The sequence below is a fragment of the Chryseobacterium sp. HNCC26DJ240 genome (genome assembly GCF_057180485.1).
Map to the genome: position 1 here is coordinate 198,511 of NZ_JBXUGK010000001.1, position 17,366 is coordinate 215,876.

General features: G+C 34.8%; 17 protein-coding genes. All 17 read left to right on the forward strand.

The annotated features are described in order from the left end of the window. The first annotated feature begins 70 nt into the window (after positions 1–70). Positions 71–2,257, forward strand: coding sequence for a type VI secretion system Vgr family protein (locus tag AC2A1G_RS00975; RefSeq protein WP_484045086.1), 2,187 nt, complete (start codon positions 71–73; stop codon positions 2,255–2,257). A gap of 2 nt (positions 2,258–2,259) precedes the next feature. After that, a complete protein-coding gene (locus AC2A1G_RS00980) occupies positions 2,260–3,318 on the forward strand; it encodes a hypothetical protein (protein WP_484045087.1) in 1,059 nt (352 codons plus the stop codon). 11 nt (positions 3,319–3,329) lie between these two features. Then, positions 3,330–4,625 (forward strand): PAAR-like protein, encoded by a 1,296-nt coding sequence (locus AC2A1G_RS00985; RefSeq protein ID WP_484045088.1) that lies wholly within the window; start codon positions 3,330–3,332, stop codon positions 4,623–4,625. 21 nt (positions 4,626–4,646) lie between these two features. Then, complete coding sequence (locus AC2A1G_RS00990; protein WP_484045089.1) at positions 4,647–5,210, forward strand: hypothetical protein; 564 nt, start codon at positions 4,647–4,649, stop codon at positions 5,208–5,210. 30 nt (positions 5,211–5,240) lie between these two features. After that, complete coding sequence (locus tag AC2A1G_RS00995) at positions 5,241–5,696, forward strand: tetratricopeptide repeat protein (protein ID WP_484045090.1); 456 nt, start codon at positions 5,241–5,243, stop codon at positions 5,694–5,696. Positions 5,697–6,037: 341 nt separating this feature from the next. After that, entirely contained in the window at positions 6,038–6,952 is a 915-nt protein-coding gene (locus AC2A1G_RS01000) for a phage baseplate assembly protein V (RefSeq protein WP_484045091.1), read from the forward strand. 10 nt (positions 6,953–6,962) lie between these two features. Next, positions 6,963–7,808: a hypothetical protein gene (locus AC2A1G_RS01005; protein WP_484045092.1), complete on the forward strand. Its 846-nt coding sequence runs from the start codon at positions 6,963–6,965 to the stop codon at positions 7,806–7,808. A 52-nt stretch (positions 7,809–7,860) separates the two neighbouring features. Next, positions 7,861–8,103, forward strand: a complete 243-nt coding sequence (locus AC2A1G_RS01010; RefSeq protein ID WP_484045093.1) for a hypothetical protein — start codon at positions 7,861–7,863, stop codon at positions 8,101–8,103. Between the two features lie 4 nt (positions 8,104–8,107). Beyond that, complete coding sequence (locus tag AC2A1G_RS01015; RefSeq protein ID WP_484045094.1) at positions 8,108–8,278, forward strand: hypothetical protein; 171 nt, start codon at positions 8,108–8,110, stop codon at positions 8,276–8,278. A gap of 204 nt (positions 8,279–8,482) precedes the next feature. Beyond that, positions 8,483–9,475 carry a hypothetical protein gene (locus AC2A1G_RS01020; RefSeq protein WP_484045095.1) on the forward strand — a complete coding sequence of 331 codons (993 nt, stop codon included), beginning with the start codon at positions 8,483–8,485 and terminating at the stop codon, positions 9,473–9,475. After that, positions 9,444–10,151 (forward strand): hypothetical protein, encoded by a 708-nt coding sequence (locus tag AC2A1G_RS01025; RefSeq protein ID WP_484045096.1) that lies wholly within the window; start codon positions 9,444–9,446, stop codon positions 10,149–10,151. The genes AC2A1G_RS01020 and AC2A1G_RS01025 overlap by 32 nt, the downstream gene beginning before the upstream one ends. 11 nt (positions 10,152–10,162) lie before the next feature. Further along, positions 10,163–10,678: a hypothetical protein gene (locus AC2A1G_RS01030; RefSeq protein ID WP_484045097.1), complete on the forward strand. Its 516-nt coding sequence runs from the start codon at positions 10,163–10,165 to the stop codon at positions 10,676–10,678. Between the two features lie 18 nt (positions 10,679–10,696). After that, positions 10,697–11,050 (forward strand): hypothetical protein, encoded by a 354-nt coding sequence (locus AC2A1G_RS01035; RefSeq protein WP_484045098.1) that lies wholly within the window; start codon positions 10,697–10,699, stop codon positions 11,048–11,050. A 919-nt stretch (positions 11,051–11,969) separates the two neighbouring features. After that, positions 11,970–12,269 (forward strand): hypothetical protein, encoded by a 300-nt coding sequence (locus AC2A1G_RS01040; protein ID WP_484045099.1) that lies wholly within the window; start codon positions 11,970–11,972, stop codon positions 12,267–12,269. A 562-nt stretch (positions 12,270–12,831) separates the two neighbouring features. Further along, positions 12,832–13,356 (forward strand): hypothetical protein, encoded by a 525-nt coding sequence (locus tag AC2A1G_RS01045; protein WP_484045100.1) that lies wholly within the window; start codon positions 12,832–12,834, stop codon positions 13,354–13,356. Between the two features lie 44 nt (positions 13,357–13,400). Continuing rightward, complete coding sequence (locus AC2A1G_RS01050) at positions 13,401–14,105, forward strand: hypothetical protein (RefSeq protein WP_484045101.1); 705 nt, start codon at positions 13,401–13,403, stop codon at positions 14,103–14,105. 403 nt (positions 14,106–14,508) lie between these two features. Further along, positions 14,509–17,364: a DNA polymerase I gene (gene polA / locus AC2A1G_RS01055; RefSeq protein WP_484045102.1), complete on the forward strand. Its 2,856-nt coding sequence runs from the start codon at positions 14,509–14,511 to the stop codon at positions 17,362–17,364. Positions 17,365–17,366 lie beyond the last annotated feature (2 nt).

Sequence of the window (17,366 nt, forward strand, 5' to 3'; positions counted from 1 at the left end):
TAATTTGTAGAAATTTCTAATCACCTTCTTTTAGAGGATAAAATTAAATTCACAAATAGAAAAATCAGCTATGTTCAAAGACAATACATCTGCAAAAGTAACAGTTCCAAAAGGCGTAGAACCGTCTTTGGAGATAGAGAATATTAAAGACACTGTAACATCACAGGCTGTTAATAAAACCAATGAGAAGCTGCAGAAGGCAGGCGGTAAAGCTCAGAAAGTCACTCAGAAATTCTCTCAGGCTCAGTCTGCGGCGGGTACGGCATCGGCTGCATCAGGAATGTTTATGAACCAGCCTTTGCTACCGGACAATAAAGCTGTTGCGAATGATAAATTATGGTCAAATCAGCCGACCTCCAAAATTCTTAATGCAGGCTCAATCTCTACAAGTCAGATTTTGGGAATCAACAGAGTGGTAAAACTTGAAGTTGTAGTAGAGGGTAACACCATCGCACACTTCAAGCATTTCACCCTGAAACAAAGCGCTGTAAAACATCATCAGTTCAGCCTTACTCTTGCTCACGACAGCTTGGGCAACGCAGAAAATTACCAGCTCGGCGAGGCTCAGAATTTTTTAGGAAAGAGACTTACTGTCATTTTTAAATATAAGGATGTTGAAAGTGGTCCCGAAAGAAACTTTGTCGGTGTCATTACAGAAGTAGGTTTCAGTCAGGAAAAAGGCAGTCTGGGAAATATTGTATTGAAAGGATACAGCCCGACGGTGCTTCTTGATGCAGCTCCACATATCCAAAGCTTTGGTGGTGCACAGGAAATAAGTCTCAACAGAATTGCAGATCAGGTCATTAAAGAAGCCTTCAGTTCCAATAAATTTGATTTCAGAGTAGATGCTCAGTATGGCAATGTTTCTTACAGCTCACAATACGAAGAAACGCATTACAATTATCTTGCACGAATTGCAGAAGCTTATGGCGAGCAGTTTTTCTATGACGGCGAAGTGCTGCATTTCGGAAAACTTCCACCTCAGGAAAAACCTGTAAAACTGGTATACGGAAGCAGCGTAAGTGATGTGAGCATTACTATGAAAGCACAGCACGTAAACCCTTCCTTCTACGGATACAACAGCAGCAAAAACGAGAAACTCACAACAGGAAGTTCCACTATATCACATGCGTCAGAAATAGCAAAAAGAGCATACGATATTTCACAAAAAACTTTTACAACACCTTCCCTCAGAGTTGCACCTATTAAAGCTGCATCTTTTACAGATATTGATGCCTCCCAAAAAGGAACAGCAGGAAGTAAAGCTTCAGATGTATTTGTTACTTCAGGAAATACTACGGTTCCGTTTCTGTATCCCGGCTGTGCCGCTGATATCGAAATGCGTAAAAATGACAGCAGCGAAACAGCATATTTCACAAAATTACTGATTACCGATGTCACACATGAGGTAGATGCCAGAGGTTACTATACCGGAACTTTTGAAGCCATCGCAGCAGACAGCGGTTATCTTCCAAGACCCGAATTTGAAAGTCCTAAAGCCGAAGCTCAGTTTGCAAAAGTCACAGAAAATGCCGATCCAAAAAATCAGGGCAGGGTGAAAGTTCAGTTTGACTGGCAAAACGGTTCTGATACTTCAGAGTTTATCCGCGTAATGACTCCGGACGCTGGTGGAAGCGATAAGGTAAGTAAAAACAGAGGATTTATGGCGATTCCCGAGATTGGTGATCAGGTGGTTGTTAATTTCGTTCATCAACATCCGGACAGACCTTTTGTAATGGGAGGAATGTTCCACGGTGGAGTGGGCGGTGGCGGCGGTGCCGGAAATAATGTGAAAAGTCTTTCCAGCAAGAGTGGAAATATTATCTGTTTAAATGATGGTGCCGGAATTGAAATTAAAGACAGAAATGGAAATCATGTTACATTGAGTGGAACGGGCGATGTAACCACTTTTGTGACCAATGATAATAAAGAGGATATTGGGAATACTCATACAACCAATGTAAAGAAAAAAACTACAATAAACGTAGGTGACAAAAAATCTATCATCACAATGGATGACGAAGGGGTAATTTCTGTTGAAAGTATTAAAGAAATTAAATTCAAAACTGGAAGCAGTTCAATTATAATGGATAAAAATGGAAATATTACTATAAAAGGTATTAATATTACTGTAGAAGGCACTACCACAAAAATAATTGGCAGCTCTCTTACGGAAATCGGTAAAAAGGGAGCAGATGCAGGTATGAAAATTGATGGAGATGTCACTATTAAAGGAGGGAAAATTATTGAAAACTAATAATGAAATCAGATTTACATACATATCATATTGATAAATCATTTAATCTTCAAAAAATTGCGGAGATTCTAGGCTTAGAGGTTAAACAGCTTAAGGATTTTCATAACGCAAATTCGTCTCCGCATGAATGGATTAAAGATGATAATCAATTTCCGACTTGGCTTAAACAATTATATATACCTGATTCAGAAATCAATTTGATTGAGAATAAAAGACAAAGAGAATCTTCAGATTTTGTAAGTTTAAAACAGGAAGAAATTAATCAAAGTAAATATAAAATCAATCAGAAAATCGATCTCCAAATTTCTGGAAACAGTATGATTGATTCTGAAACAGAAATTATTTGGGAGGTTAGTAAACAAAAAAAGCAAGGTTCTTTTTTTAGTGATATAAAGCAAGTTTCACATCAGGTTAAATATATTAAATCTATCTATCGTCAGTTTGCAGAATATATGCAGAAATTTAATAAGCCTCTTGAGCATGTTGTGGTACAAATGACAAATGCAGGTAGTATATATTCTGTCGTTAACCAAGATGAAATATGGTCTAATTGGGTTTTACTCAGAAAATTATTAGAAACAGAAACTAATAATACAATTAAAGAAAAAAATATTTTGGAGGGTGGAGACAAAGATTTTAAAGATACACTACCACTTATAAAAAATAATATCCTGTATAATCTGTTTTTCAACGATTGTTACCATGACTATATTCAAACAGGAAAATTTATAGAAGAGGAAAAAAGTCAGTATAATTCTCAAGCATTTAATAATGAAAAAGTCAGTATTACAGTAAAAAGAAAAGCAGAAAAGGAAGGAAACCTTGCTAAAATAAAATTTTTATGTGAAAGTGATGCTGAGAATAATCGACATTTGAAAGAAATTTACAATTCTCGATTAAAGGAATTTTTAAAACAAAACTATGATTATTCATTAATATGGTCCATTGAATATCATTTTGATATAGACAAAGGAATGATGCTTTTCTGTCAATCTAAAATAAAAGAATGTGCCGGCAATAGTTACATCCATTCGATGGAGCATAAGATAGAGCTAATATAAACTTGAAACAAATGAGTAAATTATATGTGCCTGATGGAGCATGGTTAGTATGTTCTGACGGAATGAAGAAACAACAAATAAAAGTTACCAGCCAAAATAGGGTAACTATCGCAGGAGGTTATTTTAAAGCCACAATTGATGATAGGCCTGGAGGTAACTTTATGTGTGCGAAAATGGTTATTGCTGGTGCTATTGTTGGTGCTATTGTTGGTGCTGCACTAGTTGCAGGTTCGGTACTTACAGGAGGTGCTTTGGCCGTAGCTGCTTGTGCGGCAGCTGGCGCAGCAGCTGGCGCTGGTATATCAATGATACCTTCTATATGTGGAATTTTACTGAAAGACTGGATGCCTTACGATATAAATATACTTACTGTAGGAAAACATCCATTATTAGAGAACTCAATGATACCTTGTACTTTAGGAGGTAATGTAATGATTCTTTATTCTGAGAAAGCAGCTGATGAATTTACCGACAAAGTGATTGCTGAAACAGCATTAACTGTGGGAGCAATAGTCTGTGTCTCTTATTTAGCTTCTGCATTTGTTATTGGTGTCGGTGCGGCAGGAACATCAATAATGGCAACTTATGCTGAGTTTGGTTTGGCTTCAGCATTTGCGCAAGGAACTGGTATGGCAACAGTTTTTGGAACTTCATTTTTGATAAACGGTTTGTATGATGAGGTAAAAGATGCAACAGGTTTTGAAAATTATGTAACAGGTGAAGCGTACAATCTAAATGATATGCCTGAAAATCAGGTGATGGCAGAGGCTACGGACAAATCTTACGGTGCGGCTACCGATGCTTTAGGATCTGGTAAAGACATTATACAAGCTCAAACATCGGGATATCAAAGTACTACTTTTAATCAATCTACGATATCACAAAACAGAGTATTTGTTGCTGACAGCAGAGGTAATGTCACTCCACCGGGAACCACAGTTACGAATACAACAATCTCTGCTAATAATCGGTTGCCCAATTCTAGTATTGGAAACTCCCAAATAAATGTAAACGCTTCAAGCACAAGTGTTAGAATTACTCAAAATACAACTACAGCTTCGTCAACGAATGTGAATTCTGTACATGGTACTCAATACAATAATTCTCTACGAAGTAACGCTTCTACGGGTGTCAAGACAACTTTAGGCGGTGCACTTAAAGGCTTAGCAATTAATTTTGGTATCGATGTCCTAAGAGCCACTTCAAATTGGGCATTGGCTTCACAAATTAGTGACCTTAATAATGCTATGGCAAATGAAGAGGCTGCTGCAAGAGCTAAAATTACTGTAATAGCAGGAAAGGATTAAGAATAAACAGTTTAATATTTTATGAAAAATTTAGTATTTACATTCATTTTTATTTTTCCTTTAATCGTTACAGCTATTTTTATTACAAGAATTATCAAAGTCGATTCAAAATTAGAGTTGGTTAAAGAAAATCCAGTTCTACAAGGAAATCTTAAAAAAAAATTAACCATAGATAAGCATGCCAGTAAAAGAAGAGTTTACTTTTATGTAAATGATTCAGAAAAGCATAGATATGAAAGAAACTATAGAGGATTTGTTACTAATTGGAATGTTTTTAAGAATCTTAGAAAACTTGAAAATAGCAGTACCCTAACATTTTACAGAGAAATTAGTCAAAATCAATCTGATAAGGAAAAGATTTCTTTTTTTAGTTTGAATAATGCAAATAAAAATTTTTCTTATTATTTTGATATTTTTCAGTTTATCAAAGAGAAATATTTTTTTGTTTTTCTTGTGATATTCTTACTGTACATCTTCGGCGCAGGATGGATAATAGATCAGTATGGAGGCATAACTCAATTGAAAACAGCTGGTTTTATTTTTTTCATAGATCTAATTTATTTGTTGTTATTATTATTCTGGTAAAACTTTATATTTTAAAACCAAACTCATTTTATGAAAAGAGCAGTACAGATTATTTTATTAATTGGTTCAATATTTTTTTTCATCGTAATCATTAAATATAACTTTTTTACAGACAGCGAAAGTAAATTTTATAGAGATGGTTGGGATTCGTACGAAAATAAGCAGTATGATTTGGCATTGTTTTATCTTAATCGTGTTGATAAAGACAAATATCCCGATATTGTTGCACTCATCGGGTTTTCATATATGGAAAAGAAGGATTATCAGAATGCAATATCTAATCTTACATCCGCGTACAATAACGGGATTGGCAAAAAAGAAGGGTATTTTGATAAGATAACTAATTCTTTAGGCATTTGTTATATGCAGATCGGCAATCTCTCAAAATCAAAATATTTTTTAGTGGAAGCAGAAAAACAAGGCAATCCAGACAGTGGAAGAAATTTACAGATTTTGGATTCTCTAATAAATGCTGAAAAAAGATAAGCTGAAACATACGGTAGCAGCGTAAGTGATGTGAGCATTACCATGAAAGCACAGCACGTAAATCCTACCTTCTACGGATACAACAATAGTAAAAATGAAAACTGACAACAGGAAAATCTTCAATTTCGCATGCGTCAGATATTGCAAAAAGAGCATACGATATTTCACAAAAAACTTTTACAACACCTTCCCTAAGAGTTGCACCTATTAAAGCAGCATCATTTACTGATATTGATGCCTCCCAAAAAGGAACAGCAGGAAGTAAAGCTTCAGATGTTTTTATTACTTCGGGCAATACTACTGTTCCGTTTCTGTATCCCGGCTGTGCCGCTGATATCGAAATGCGTAAAAATGACAGCAGCGAAACAGCATATTTCACAAAATTACTGATTACCGATGTCACACATGAGGTAGATGCCAGAGGTTACTATACCGGAACTTTTGAAGCCATCGCAGCAGACAGCGGTTATCTTCCAAGACCCGAATTTGAAAGCCCTAAAGCCGAAGCTCAGTTTGCAAAAGTCACAGAAAATGCCGATCCTAAAAATCAGGGAAGGGTGAAAGTTCAGTTTGACTGGCAAAACGGTTCTGATACTTCAGAGTTTATCCGCGTAATGACTCCGGACGCTGGTGGAAGCGATAAGGTAAGTAAAAACAGAGGATTTATGGCGATTCCCGAAATTGGTGATCAGGTGGTTGTTAATTTCGTTCATCAGCATCCGGACAGACCTTTTGTAATGGGAGGAATGTTCCACGGTGGAGTGGGTGGCGGCGGCGGTGCCGGAAATAATGTGAAAAGTTTAAGCAGTAAAAGTGGCAATGTTTTGGAACTAAATGATGCTGGAGGAATTACAAACAGAGACCGCAATGGTAATTTTGTTATCCTTAACGGTGAAGGTGATATTTCCACAAAAGTTAGTAATAATCAAAACAATATCATTGGGAATGACTCAATTAATGATGTTACAAATAACCACCAATTAAATGTTGGTACAAATTCTTCTATCAAAGTAGGAAAAGGCGGCGAAGCAAAAATGACGATGGATAGCGGAGGAAACATTGATATCTCTGCGAAAACAAAATTAACAATAACTGTAGGGTCTTCTAAAATAACAATGAATGCAGATGGGACCATAATCATCAATGGAAAAAAATTCAGACTTGGAACAGAAACAGCCATGATTGTCGCCTCACAATCCAGCCATTTTAATTCTAAAGAAACAAAAATTGATGGTGGTGATGTTTTCATTAATTAAAAAATAATTTATGTCTGAAAAAATTATAAAAGTACTACAGCCTTTTAGTGAATCTTATACATTAGATGTTGAGTCTATTACCAAAGCAATTACCATGGAAACTTATTCTAAAGTGAGAATGAGATTTAATTTTCAGGTGTTAAAAATTGAAGAAAACAGCATCATCTGTAATCTGATAAAAACTGATCAGAAACTGTTAGAAGCCAATAATCCGATTATACATGAGATTCAGCAAGTAAGTTTAGTTTTTGGGAGAATGTATAATAATATAAAAGTAAGATTAAGCCATGAAGGTAGAGTTTTGGATGTTTTAAACACAGATTTAATCCTTAGTAAATGGGAAGAAACGAAAGTAGAAATGCAAAAACACATCGCAGGTAATGTTGATTTAGAAAACAGCATCAGTTTGAATGATGAAATTTTTAAAGATCCAGAAAAAGTGAAAGTTGCCGTTCAGGCTCAAGAATTTTTCATCATTTATTTTGGCCATTTTTTCGGAAAAGATTTACCAATTTCAAATAAATCTTTTACCGCACCCAATTTATTCAGTACTGCTTTGCTCACTTGGAAATACAATATTGATGGTCATTTATCAAGAAGTAATGATCGCTTTGATGCGGTTATCAAAACCAGAGGAGAGAATAGCGAACTGAATGTAGGTTTTAATAATAAAGCTTACGATCAATTTAAAGAGCATCTTAATATCTACAATCTTAATGCAAAAATTACCGAAGAAGCTGAACATACATACAGTTTTGAAGGAGGTAAACTACTAAAAGCCAGTATAAAAAAGGAAGAAATTGCAGATGATAAACAGCTTTTTATCAAGTTTAATTACTCAATTAATCAGGATTGAAATATTATCAATAAAGAATATTAAAAGTTAAAGTTTATTAATATTAATAAAAATGGAAACTCAAGAAAAAAAGAAAAATTTTACCATCTTCGGATGTTCCTTCTCCCTTAATTCGTTTAAAAATACAGATGGGAATCATGAAACTAAATTGTGGTGCCTTAATATTAGAAGCCCAAAATTAGGAGGAAGTCAAGAGCTATTTAATAATTACATTCTTGGATTTAAATTGATAAATAATGATGGTAATAATAAAATTCAGTATTTGATTAGAAAACAAATATTAAGAAAAATATAAATTTATGTTTGCAAAAGATCCAAATCAAAAAATTGATCAACTAACTAAACAAATTCCTGCATTAAGTAAAATACCTTATGCAGATCGTTTAACTGTTTTTAAAAGTGCATTTAGCTCTGTTTCATATAAAATATTTTTGTTTGTAATCTTCGTAGGATTTGTTCTTGTATTTTAATCTTGATAATATTTTGGAGTATAAAGGTTTGGAACGCGGAGGTCTTATTGCACGAAGTCTCAATTTTTTTAAAGAATTGGGGTCAAACTTTTTTTTACCATTAATGGTGATGATGCTAGCTTTGGTTTTAGGAAGAAACTACTTTATAAAAAAGCAGATAGAAAAATACTTAGAGGCACATAAAAATTCATAATATCACCAGAGATGGGCAATAAAAGAATTACAGAAAAAGATTTTTGGATTTGCACCGAAGGTAATATACCTACGCAGTTTCAAGGTACGCATAATCTGCAAAAAAAAGAAACAGGTGAAAAATATATTGTAGAAGCCGATAAAGCAACTGTCGGCTGTATGGATTTTGGGTGTAAAAAATATACCATGCCTGTTGCAATTGCTGCCGCAGTGGCAGTAGTTGCATTGGCATTAATTGGAGTAATAACAGTAGCAACCGGAGGTGCAGCTTTAATTGCATTGGGAGCTTTGGCGGGTGCAGTTGGAGCAGTGGTAGGCTCAGTGGTAGGTGGCTTACTGTGCGGTCAAAAAATGGCATCTAAAAGAACGTGGATTCCTACTCCGAAAAAGAATAAAACCCTGTTTCAAGGCCAACCACAAGTTACAGGAGATTATAAAATGACTTGTCCGATTGGCGGTCAAATATCGTTTGCCCCTCATATTAAAAGTTGGGGACAAGCGATTGCTCTTGCATCGGCAGGATACATAAAAGATGTATTAGATGGCATGACTAAAGGTGCTCTAATTGGATTAGGAGGTGCAGCAATTGCTGGAGTAGGAAGTTTAGGAACAATATTCTCCGGAAGTGGAAGTGCTATCGCAGGTAATATAGGAAGAGCCACGTTACAGGGATTGGTAAGAATAGGAAAAAATCTGGCTGAAGGATTCTTTTTAGATGCAGGATCAAAATCCGTTGAAGCTTCTGCAAATGTTCTTCAAAATTATGGCAATTCCGGAAACTGGAATGTTGTTGGAGATTTTACAAGTGGTTATATTGACTCATCTTTAGAAGATGCAAATGCATTAAAAAATATCGTAACTAGTGGTGGAACAAGCGAAGATTGGCAAGGTGCAGTAATGTTGCTTGCACCAGGCGGAGGCGCAAGATGTGATGCAGCCAATCAAGCAGATGGTTCGCACAGTAACAACGGAGATGGAACAAATTCTCATGAACACCAATTCTGAAAGCAATACAAACGATAATAACAGCGCCGAATCTGAAACTAATTCTGAAAATGAAAATTCTGTAAGACCTAATATACCAAACCAGAACACCAGAACACCAACTTCCGAAAGGGGTGAGGCATTTGAAGACAATAGTGGTGATCCACCCGGAACTAAAAGAGATAAAAATGGTAGATTGCGTGATGAAAAAACTGGTAGATTTGTTGTAGATCCGCATCCAGAGAATATATTAAGAAATGTTAGAAGTTTTACCCCATCCAGTGGAACAAATTTAGTTGGTACAAGAAATAAAACAACTACAATTTTGGGTAGATGGAACCCCGATATGAGTGAAGTTAAGAAAAGAATGTTGGATGCTGAAATGAATGTAGGTTCTGCTTATGGAACAGCCCCAACTCAGAATGGAGGATTCAATTTTTTAAATATTCCAGACGACGTTGCAAACAGTTCAACAGATTTTTTCAGCGAATACAATAGACCTTGGCTTGATAATGCAATACAGCGCGGGGATGAAGTAATTTTAGCAACTCGACCCATTGATAGGTCAGACTACATCACTGCAACTGGAGAATTAAAAGGGATGTACGCTAAAGAATTAAAATATTTAGTAGATAAAGATTATAAACCCGCCAATATTTCCGTTGCAGAATGGACGAAAATTAAAGGTTGGTTTTAAAAAATATATTTATGAAACTCAGAAATTTAAATCAATTAAAAGATTTAGCAGTCAGCAAAAAATTTGCTCATGATAACAATTTGAAAATTTATACTTTCGAAAAAGGCGATCTCGTGTTCTACAATGATTGTTTTTTGATACATACGTATGCTTTTACTGTTGAAAATATTCCATATATTGATTTCTATTTTAATAGTGTCGAAAATGTATTAGGTACTAATATAGATCTCTTTCTTCAAAAAGCAAATCTTGTTGCCGAAACCAAGAAAGTATATGAAAACATCAAAAATGAATATTTAACGCCTGTTTCTTGGGACGGAGAATCAAATTTAGAAAATTGTTTAAAAATGGAACAGAATTACATCACCTATTTATCGGTATTAAATATCTATTTACCTAAGGTTTTTAGTTGTGATCATTCATCAGATCCCATACAAAAATTTGAATCACTGAGTAATGAAGCAAAAATAAAATTTAAAAATTTAGCAGCTGAGCTGATAGAAAATGATGTTGTATTCAAACCTTAAATAATTACAAAGAAATACATGAAAATTTACTTTCACAATTACATGACCAACGAGGGAATACATTCAGAAAATTCTCAAAATGCAAGTGTCATACAGGCACTAGAAATTTTCACTAAATTGAACAATTCTACAGAAAACTTTTTTGGAATCACCGATAATTCAGAAAAAGCAATGCAGTTTCTGTTAGAAGATGAAGACAAATGGTTGGTGGAAATCCCCAATTTACCGAGTCTTATAAATGATCAGAAATTTGCAACCTTCTATGAGTGTATCGAGATAATCACCAAAACTTTCGAAGAAAATGAAATAAATGTTTTGCCCAATATGATTAAAGTTGATATTCTTAACGAATCTTTGCAGGATTTAATTTAATAACGATCCGCCAAATCGCAATTTTTTGAAGTGAAAATAAACCCTAAAGGAATTAATCAATTAGTCCAAAATCAAACTTAAAATTTTTTCAAAGAGAAAGGTTTTTAAATATTCTAAAAAAGATATTGATTATATAAAATCGTTTGAAAATGCAAATATCAGATACGGATTCTCGTATGTAGAGAGATAACCTCAATATTACTATCAAATGACATTATTCATCAGATTAGTGGATGTGGAACAAACTTATGCTGAAGCACGAAATTGACTATTTTAGATGAAACTTACGTTTTCCCGATGTAGTATTTTTTGGATAAAACAAATTACATTGATAAAAACTCTAAGTATGTTGTAGAAAACATACAAGATATACAGGATCTTTCGGATTTGCTTATGAAAAATTATTGCCAATCTGTTTTTAACATCAGATTTGCAAATTATTAAAAAATTGCAAATCTATTTAGAAAATAAATCCTAAAACTTTCATCATTGAAAACTTTGGATTCTAATAGAAATGCTTTCCAAGACTTAAAAAGTAAATGAGATGAAATTTCGATATTTGCAGAAGATCTAATTAAGATAGTGCCATATAACCTTTTGTTATCCATACTTTCTCTTTAGGAAAAATAATACAATCAAAGAAGTTATTAATTTTGAAGAAATCAAAAAAAAATGGCACAGTTTTAAGCCAAAACTAAGTTCTTCAAAATTTTACAGTCAGATTGAGAAGATTAATTCTAAGGCAGCTGAAGATATTTTAAAAGGCGGGCAACTTGAATTTGAAAGTGAATCAAATCTAAGAAAAACGTATGACAAACAGCTTCTATTTCATGTCTTGTTTAATGATTTTGATGCTCATAAAAAAAGGGAGAAAAGTGCAGTTTTAAAGTTCATTTCACAAATATTCGTCAATATTCCGTTGGAAATAGAACTCCAACATTCAGTGATCAGAGAGGATGATTATTTTGTAGAATACAGAACCGTAGGAACTCTTTTGAGAGAAAAGATTGACAATCGAGTTTTGGAAGAGCAATATAATAAATTTTACAGACCAATCATAGAATATAGTTTCAGTGAATACAACTATGAATACCGTATCCGAAGAATGGTAGATAAAAAAAACGGTTTTATAATCAATGCAACCGCATTTATGAAAGAAGAGGTTAAAAATAATTATCAGTTTGTTACCCAGTTTGATTTAAAAAAAATTGAATTCTAAGAAAATAGGATGTATGTCCAGTAATAGAAAATATGTACTTTTTAATGTATACATGCACCACGATGCGTGGGGTGTATTGATTGCATTACCTTGCCTACTTTTATATGGATTTTTGTATTACATATTTCTTGGAGATAATTTCAGGCTTGGTTTTGTTATGATTTTCATAGGATTATGTTTTGGTACAATTGTACTTATTATAAAGAAAAGTTCGAGAAACATATCTATATGGTTTAGTGAGCAATATATGTTTATTGAAAGAGATGGAAAACAACAAAAATATTTAAAAGATGATATATCTGGTTTTTACAGTTATGATTATTAAACAACATCAGTTTTACTGAAAAAATCATTGATAAAAATAAAGTTCGAATTTAAAGATGGAAAAATTATTTACCTGAATGATTCCGGGTATCGCAATAAATACGATGATGAAAAAGGCAGCGTATTGAAAAGTTTAATTCAAACAACACAATCTGAATTAGGTTTCAAAAAAGTAAAAAGTATTGGAATGTCAAATATGTATTGGTATTCAAAACCAAAACCAAAATAAAAATTCACTATGAGTGCTTCGTACATACCAAAAAATATTTATGCCATCTGTACTTTCCAGACAGATGCAGAACCAAGGATGTTAATTCCTACCAGAGCAACAATAACTGTTTTTTATGGTGATGATAAAACAAGACCATTATTAAATGTTGATGATAAGAATATAAATATAGAGTTTCCCTGCAAAAGTCCAAAGAACGCAATGTGGAGCTTTTTATGTTTTGGGGCAGGACTTATTGTTGGTGCAGCTTTGGTTTTGTCAGGACCAGTGGGATGGGCAGTTCTCGCAGTTGGTGTAGGCTTTATGGCTTACGGTGCTTACAAAGCAACAAAAATAGATCACATGTGTTCCGGTTCTCTGGAAAAAGGAAATTGGAAGATAAAACATGAGAAAGTATATTTTGATAAAAGTAATGCAATCACTCAAAATTCAATGCTTTCATGTGATGCGGGAGGAATAATTACCCCGGTTTTTAGTTATGCAGTAGCCAAAAAATATGCTCAGGAAATTCATGATAATAACAGTAAGGAATAGCTTTTAATGCGGTTGCATCATTTTTCGGAGGAGCAGGATTTGTAGTGGCTGCTGTAGAAATAGGAATTGGCAAAACATTGCTGTGGATGGGAGGAACTATGGCTTTTATGCATGTTGCAACTACCGGTGAAAAAGAACTTATCGGAGAAAATTCATTGGAAAACAATCCGCATTATCAAGACATGAACAATGAAGTTGATCCCAATAGTTTATTTCCCGGTTATGTTAACGATCCACTAAATTCCACCCCTGGAGATTTGGGGAGCCCCGATATTTTGAATGTAGGAAAAGAGGGTTTGTCGGCTCCTTATTTCGTCAATCCTTTCTGGTATATAAAAGATATTAAAGGTAATGTAATAGAAATTCGACAGGGAAGTCAGTTGGCAAAAGATTTGGAAGTTTTAAAAAATGTTGATTCAAGGGAAATTTGGAAAACTCCTGAAGGAAAGCAGATTGTAGAAAATATTCGTTCAGGAAAATATCCGAATTCTATGATTGCAACATCAAAAGACGGACAAGGGAATGTAAGACCAAGAAATTTACCGGCATTAGCTGAGGATTTACCTAAAGTACGGCTCCAAAACATTAAAAATATAGGAACTGCCGGAGTAAAAGGTGGCGGATTCATTGCATTCGCTTTTCCTTTTATTGCAACGTATTTCTCTGAAGATTCCAGAAAAGCTCTTGCCAATGCCATGGCGGAAGATGCTGGAAATGGAATCAGTATTGTGGCAAAACCAGATAAATAGCAGGAATTAGTGTTTTTAAGGCTAGATATTAGCAGCAGTGTTAATATTCTTTATAACCAGTTTTTTTAGATCAAATAAAGTCGGTAACAAACAAGTTGTAAAAAATACAGATAATTTTGTAGATAATTATTTAATGCAATTCGTTTTCTAAGAATGTACTATGCAAACGATAAGTGTTGGGAAGAAATGAAAAATCGAAGATAATGATCCTCATCGAAAAAAAAATACCCGCATACCTTATAAAAATCACCCGCATAAGTTGTAAGATTTATGCGCATGAATATTACAACTCATGCGCATCAATTTTTCACCTGATCCCAATCGCAACTTGTTATTTTTCTTTTCATCAATAAAAAATTTACCAGCCAGTCCCATTTTCTTATATTTGTTCATTATTCAAAATATGGACGCAACACAGGACAAAAGGCTATTTCTCATCGACGCTTATGCAATGATTTTTAGAGGATATTACGCATTGATCAGAAGCCCGAGAATCACAAGTGCAGGAGTAGATACTTCTGCGATTTTTGGTTTTACCAACTCTTTGATTGAATTGATAAGACGTGAAAAACCAACCCATTTGGCAGTAGTTTTTGATGTCGGACAAGCAAGCATTAGAACCAACGATTTTGCAGAATACAAAGCCAACCGTAGTGAAACTCCGGAAGCCATCAGAGTTGCTATTCCATATCTTCACAGAATTTTAGATGCCATGCATATTCCGCATTTGGGTGTGGAAGGTTATGAAGCAGATGACTTAATTGGTACCCTTGCCTGCAAAGCGGAAAAAGAAGGTTATACCACTTTCATGGTAACGCCGGATAAAGATTTTGCTCAATTGGTAACAGATAAAATTAAGATGTACAAACCAGGATTGAAAGGTGGCGAAATCGAAATTTTAGGTGTTGAAGAAGTAAAAGCAAAATACGGAATTCAGGATCCGAAACAGGTAATTGATTTCCTTGCAATGATGGGGGATGCCGTGGATAATATCCCAGGTTTGGATGGAGTTGGCGAAAAAACAGCAATGAAATTCTTGCAGGAATTTGGAAGCATAGAAAACCTTTTGGCCAACACGCATCAGCTTAAAGGAAAAATCAAAGAAAAAATTGAAGCCTCTGCAGAGCGTGGAATTTTATCTAAAAAATTAGCCACCATCATCTGTGATGCTCCCGTAGAATTTCATCAGGAACAATACGACCTCGAAACTCCAGATTTTGAAAAAGTAAAAGAAATTTTTGACGAGATTGAATTCAGAAGATTGTATGAAAATCTCTATCGTGCTTTCGCTCCTACCCAAACGGGTTTGATAACCAATGATGTTAGCGATAAAAGCAAAGAAAAAGAAGGAGAAACAGAAGAAACTCCACAACAGAAAGTTGCGAAAAATGTTGGACAGCTCGATCTTTTTGCGACTTATGAAGAATTGGATCAGGTAACTTCCACAAAATCTACCATTGCAGAAAATGACCATTTATATCAGTTTGTAGACAATCCGAAAGCTCAGAAAATATTAGTTCAGAATTTATTAAATCAAAAAGCAGTTTGTTTCGATACAGAAACGACTTCCTTAAATGAACTGGAAGCTGAACTGGTTGGAATGAGTTTTTCTTATAAAAAAGGATTGGCATACTACGTTCCGCTTTCCTCAGATCAGGGCGAAGTTTTGCAGACCTTAGAAATTTTCAGACCGTTTTTTGAGAAGGAAGATTTAGTAAAAATCGCTCACAACTTAAAATACGATTATAAAGTTCTTCAAAAATATAATCTTACCGTAAAAGGTGCGATGTTCGACACAATGATTGCTCATTATCTTTTAAATCCAGACGGAAGACATGGGATGGACTATCTTTCGGAAGTGTATTTAAGCTATAAACCTGTTTCCATTGAAACCATTATTGGCAAAAAAGGAAAAAATCAAGGCAATTTCAGAGATGCAGATTTAAGAACGCAGACAGATTATGCTGCGGAAGACGCTGACATTACATTCCAACTTTACGAGTTGTTTGCACCACAATTGAAGAAAGAAAACTTAGAAGATCTTTTCTTCAACATCGAAATGCCATTGATGGAAGTATTAGCAAAAATGGAACTGGAAGGAATTTCTTTAGACGAAAAATGGCTTGCACAGGAAAGCATCGATCTTGAAAATGATTTAAGACAGCTAGAATCTAAAATATTTGAAATTTCCGGTGAAGAATTTAATATGAATTCGCCGAAACAGCTGGGTGATGTCTTGTTTGAAAAAATGCAGCTCGACCCAAAAGCCAAAAAGACAAAAACCGGTCAATACGCTACTTCCGAAGATGTATTGCAGAAATTATCTTCAAAACACGAGATTATTCAGCATATTTTAGAATACAGAACCTATCAAAAGTTGAAATCTACCTATGTTGATGCGTTGCCTTCGCAGATTGAAACAACCGACAACAGGGTTCACACCAATTTCTCACAGACTACGGCTGCAACAGGTCGTCTGGCAAGTGTAAATCCGAATTTACAGAATATTCCAATCCGTACACTGAGAGGTCAGCAAATCCGTGGAGCTTTTGTTTCTGCGGAAGGAAAAAAGATTATTTCTGCCGATTATTCTCAGATCGAACTGCGTTTGATTGCCGAAATTTCAGGTGAAGACAACATGATTAAAGCCTTTCAGGATGGTGAAGATATTCACGCTTCTACGGCTGCAAAATTATTCAACATTCCATTGGAAGAAGTTTCAAAAACGCAGCGTGGACAGGCAAAAACCGTCAACTTTGGAATTCTCTATGGTCAGGGCGCTTTTGCTTTGGCAGAGCAGACCGGTTTGTCAAGATCTGAAGCCAAACAAATGATCGAAGCCTATTATGAAACTTATCCAAAATTAAAAGCTTATATGGCTTCACAAGTACAGATAGCTCGTGACCAAGGTTATGTGGAAACCATTTTAGGAAGAAAACGTCATTTAAAAGACATCAATTCCGGTAATTTTGTAGTGCGTGCTCACGCCGAAAGAAACGCCGTGAATGCTCCCATTCAGGGAAGTGCTGCAGACGTTGTAAAAATGGCGATGATTAAAATTCAGAAGGAATTAGAGAAAGAAAAACTACAGACTAAAATGTTGCTTCAGGTACATGACGAATTAATTTTCGAATCTCCCATTGATGAGGTAGAAGTCGCCAAACATATCATTAAAACCGAAATGGAAACCGCTATTGAAACGCAGGTTCCGTTACTGGTTGAGGTTGGGGTAGGGAAGAACTGGCTGGAAGCGCATTAAAT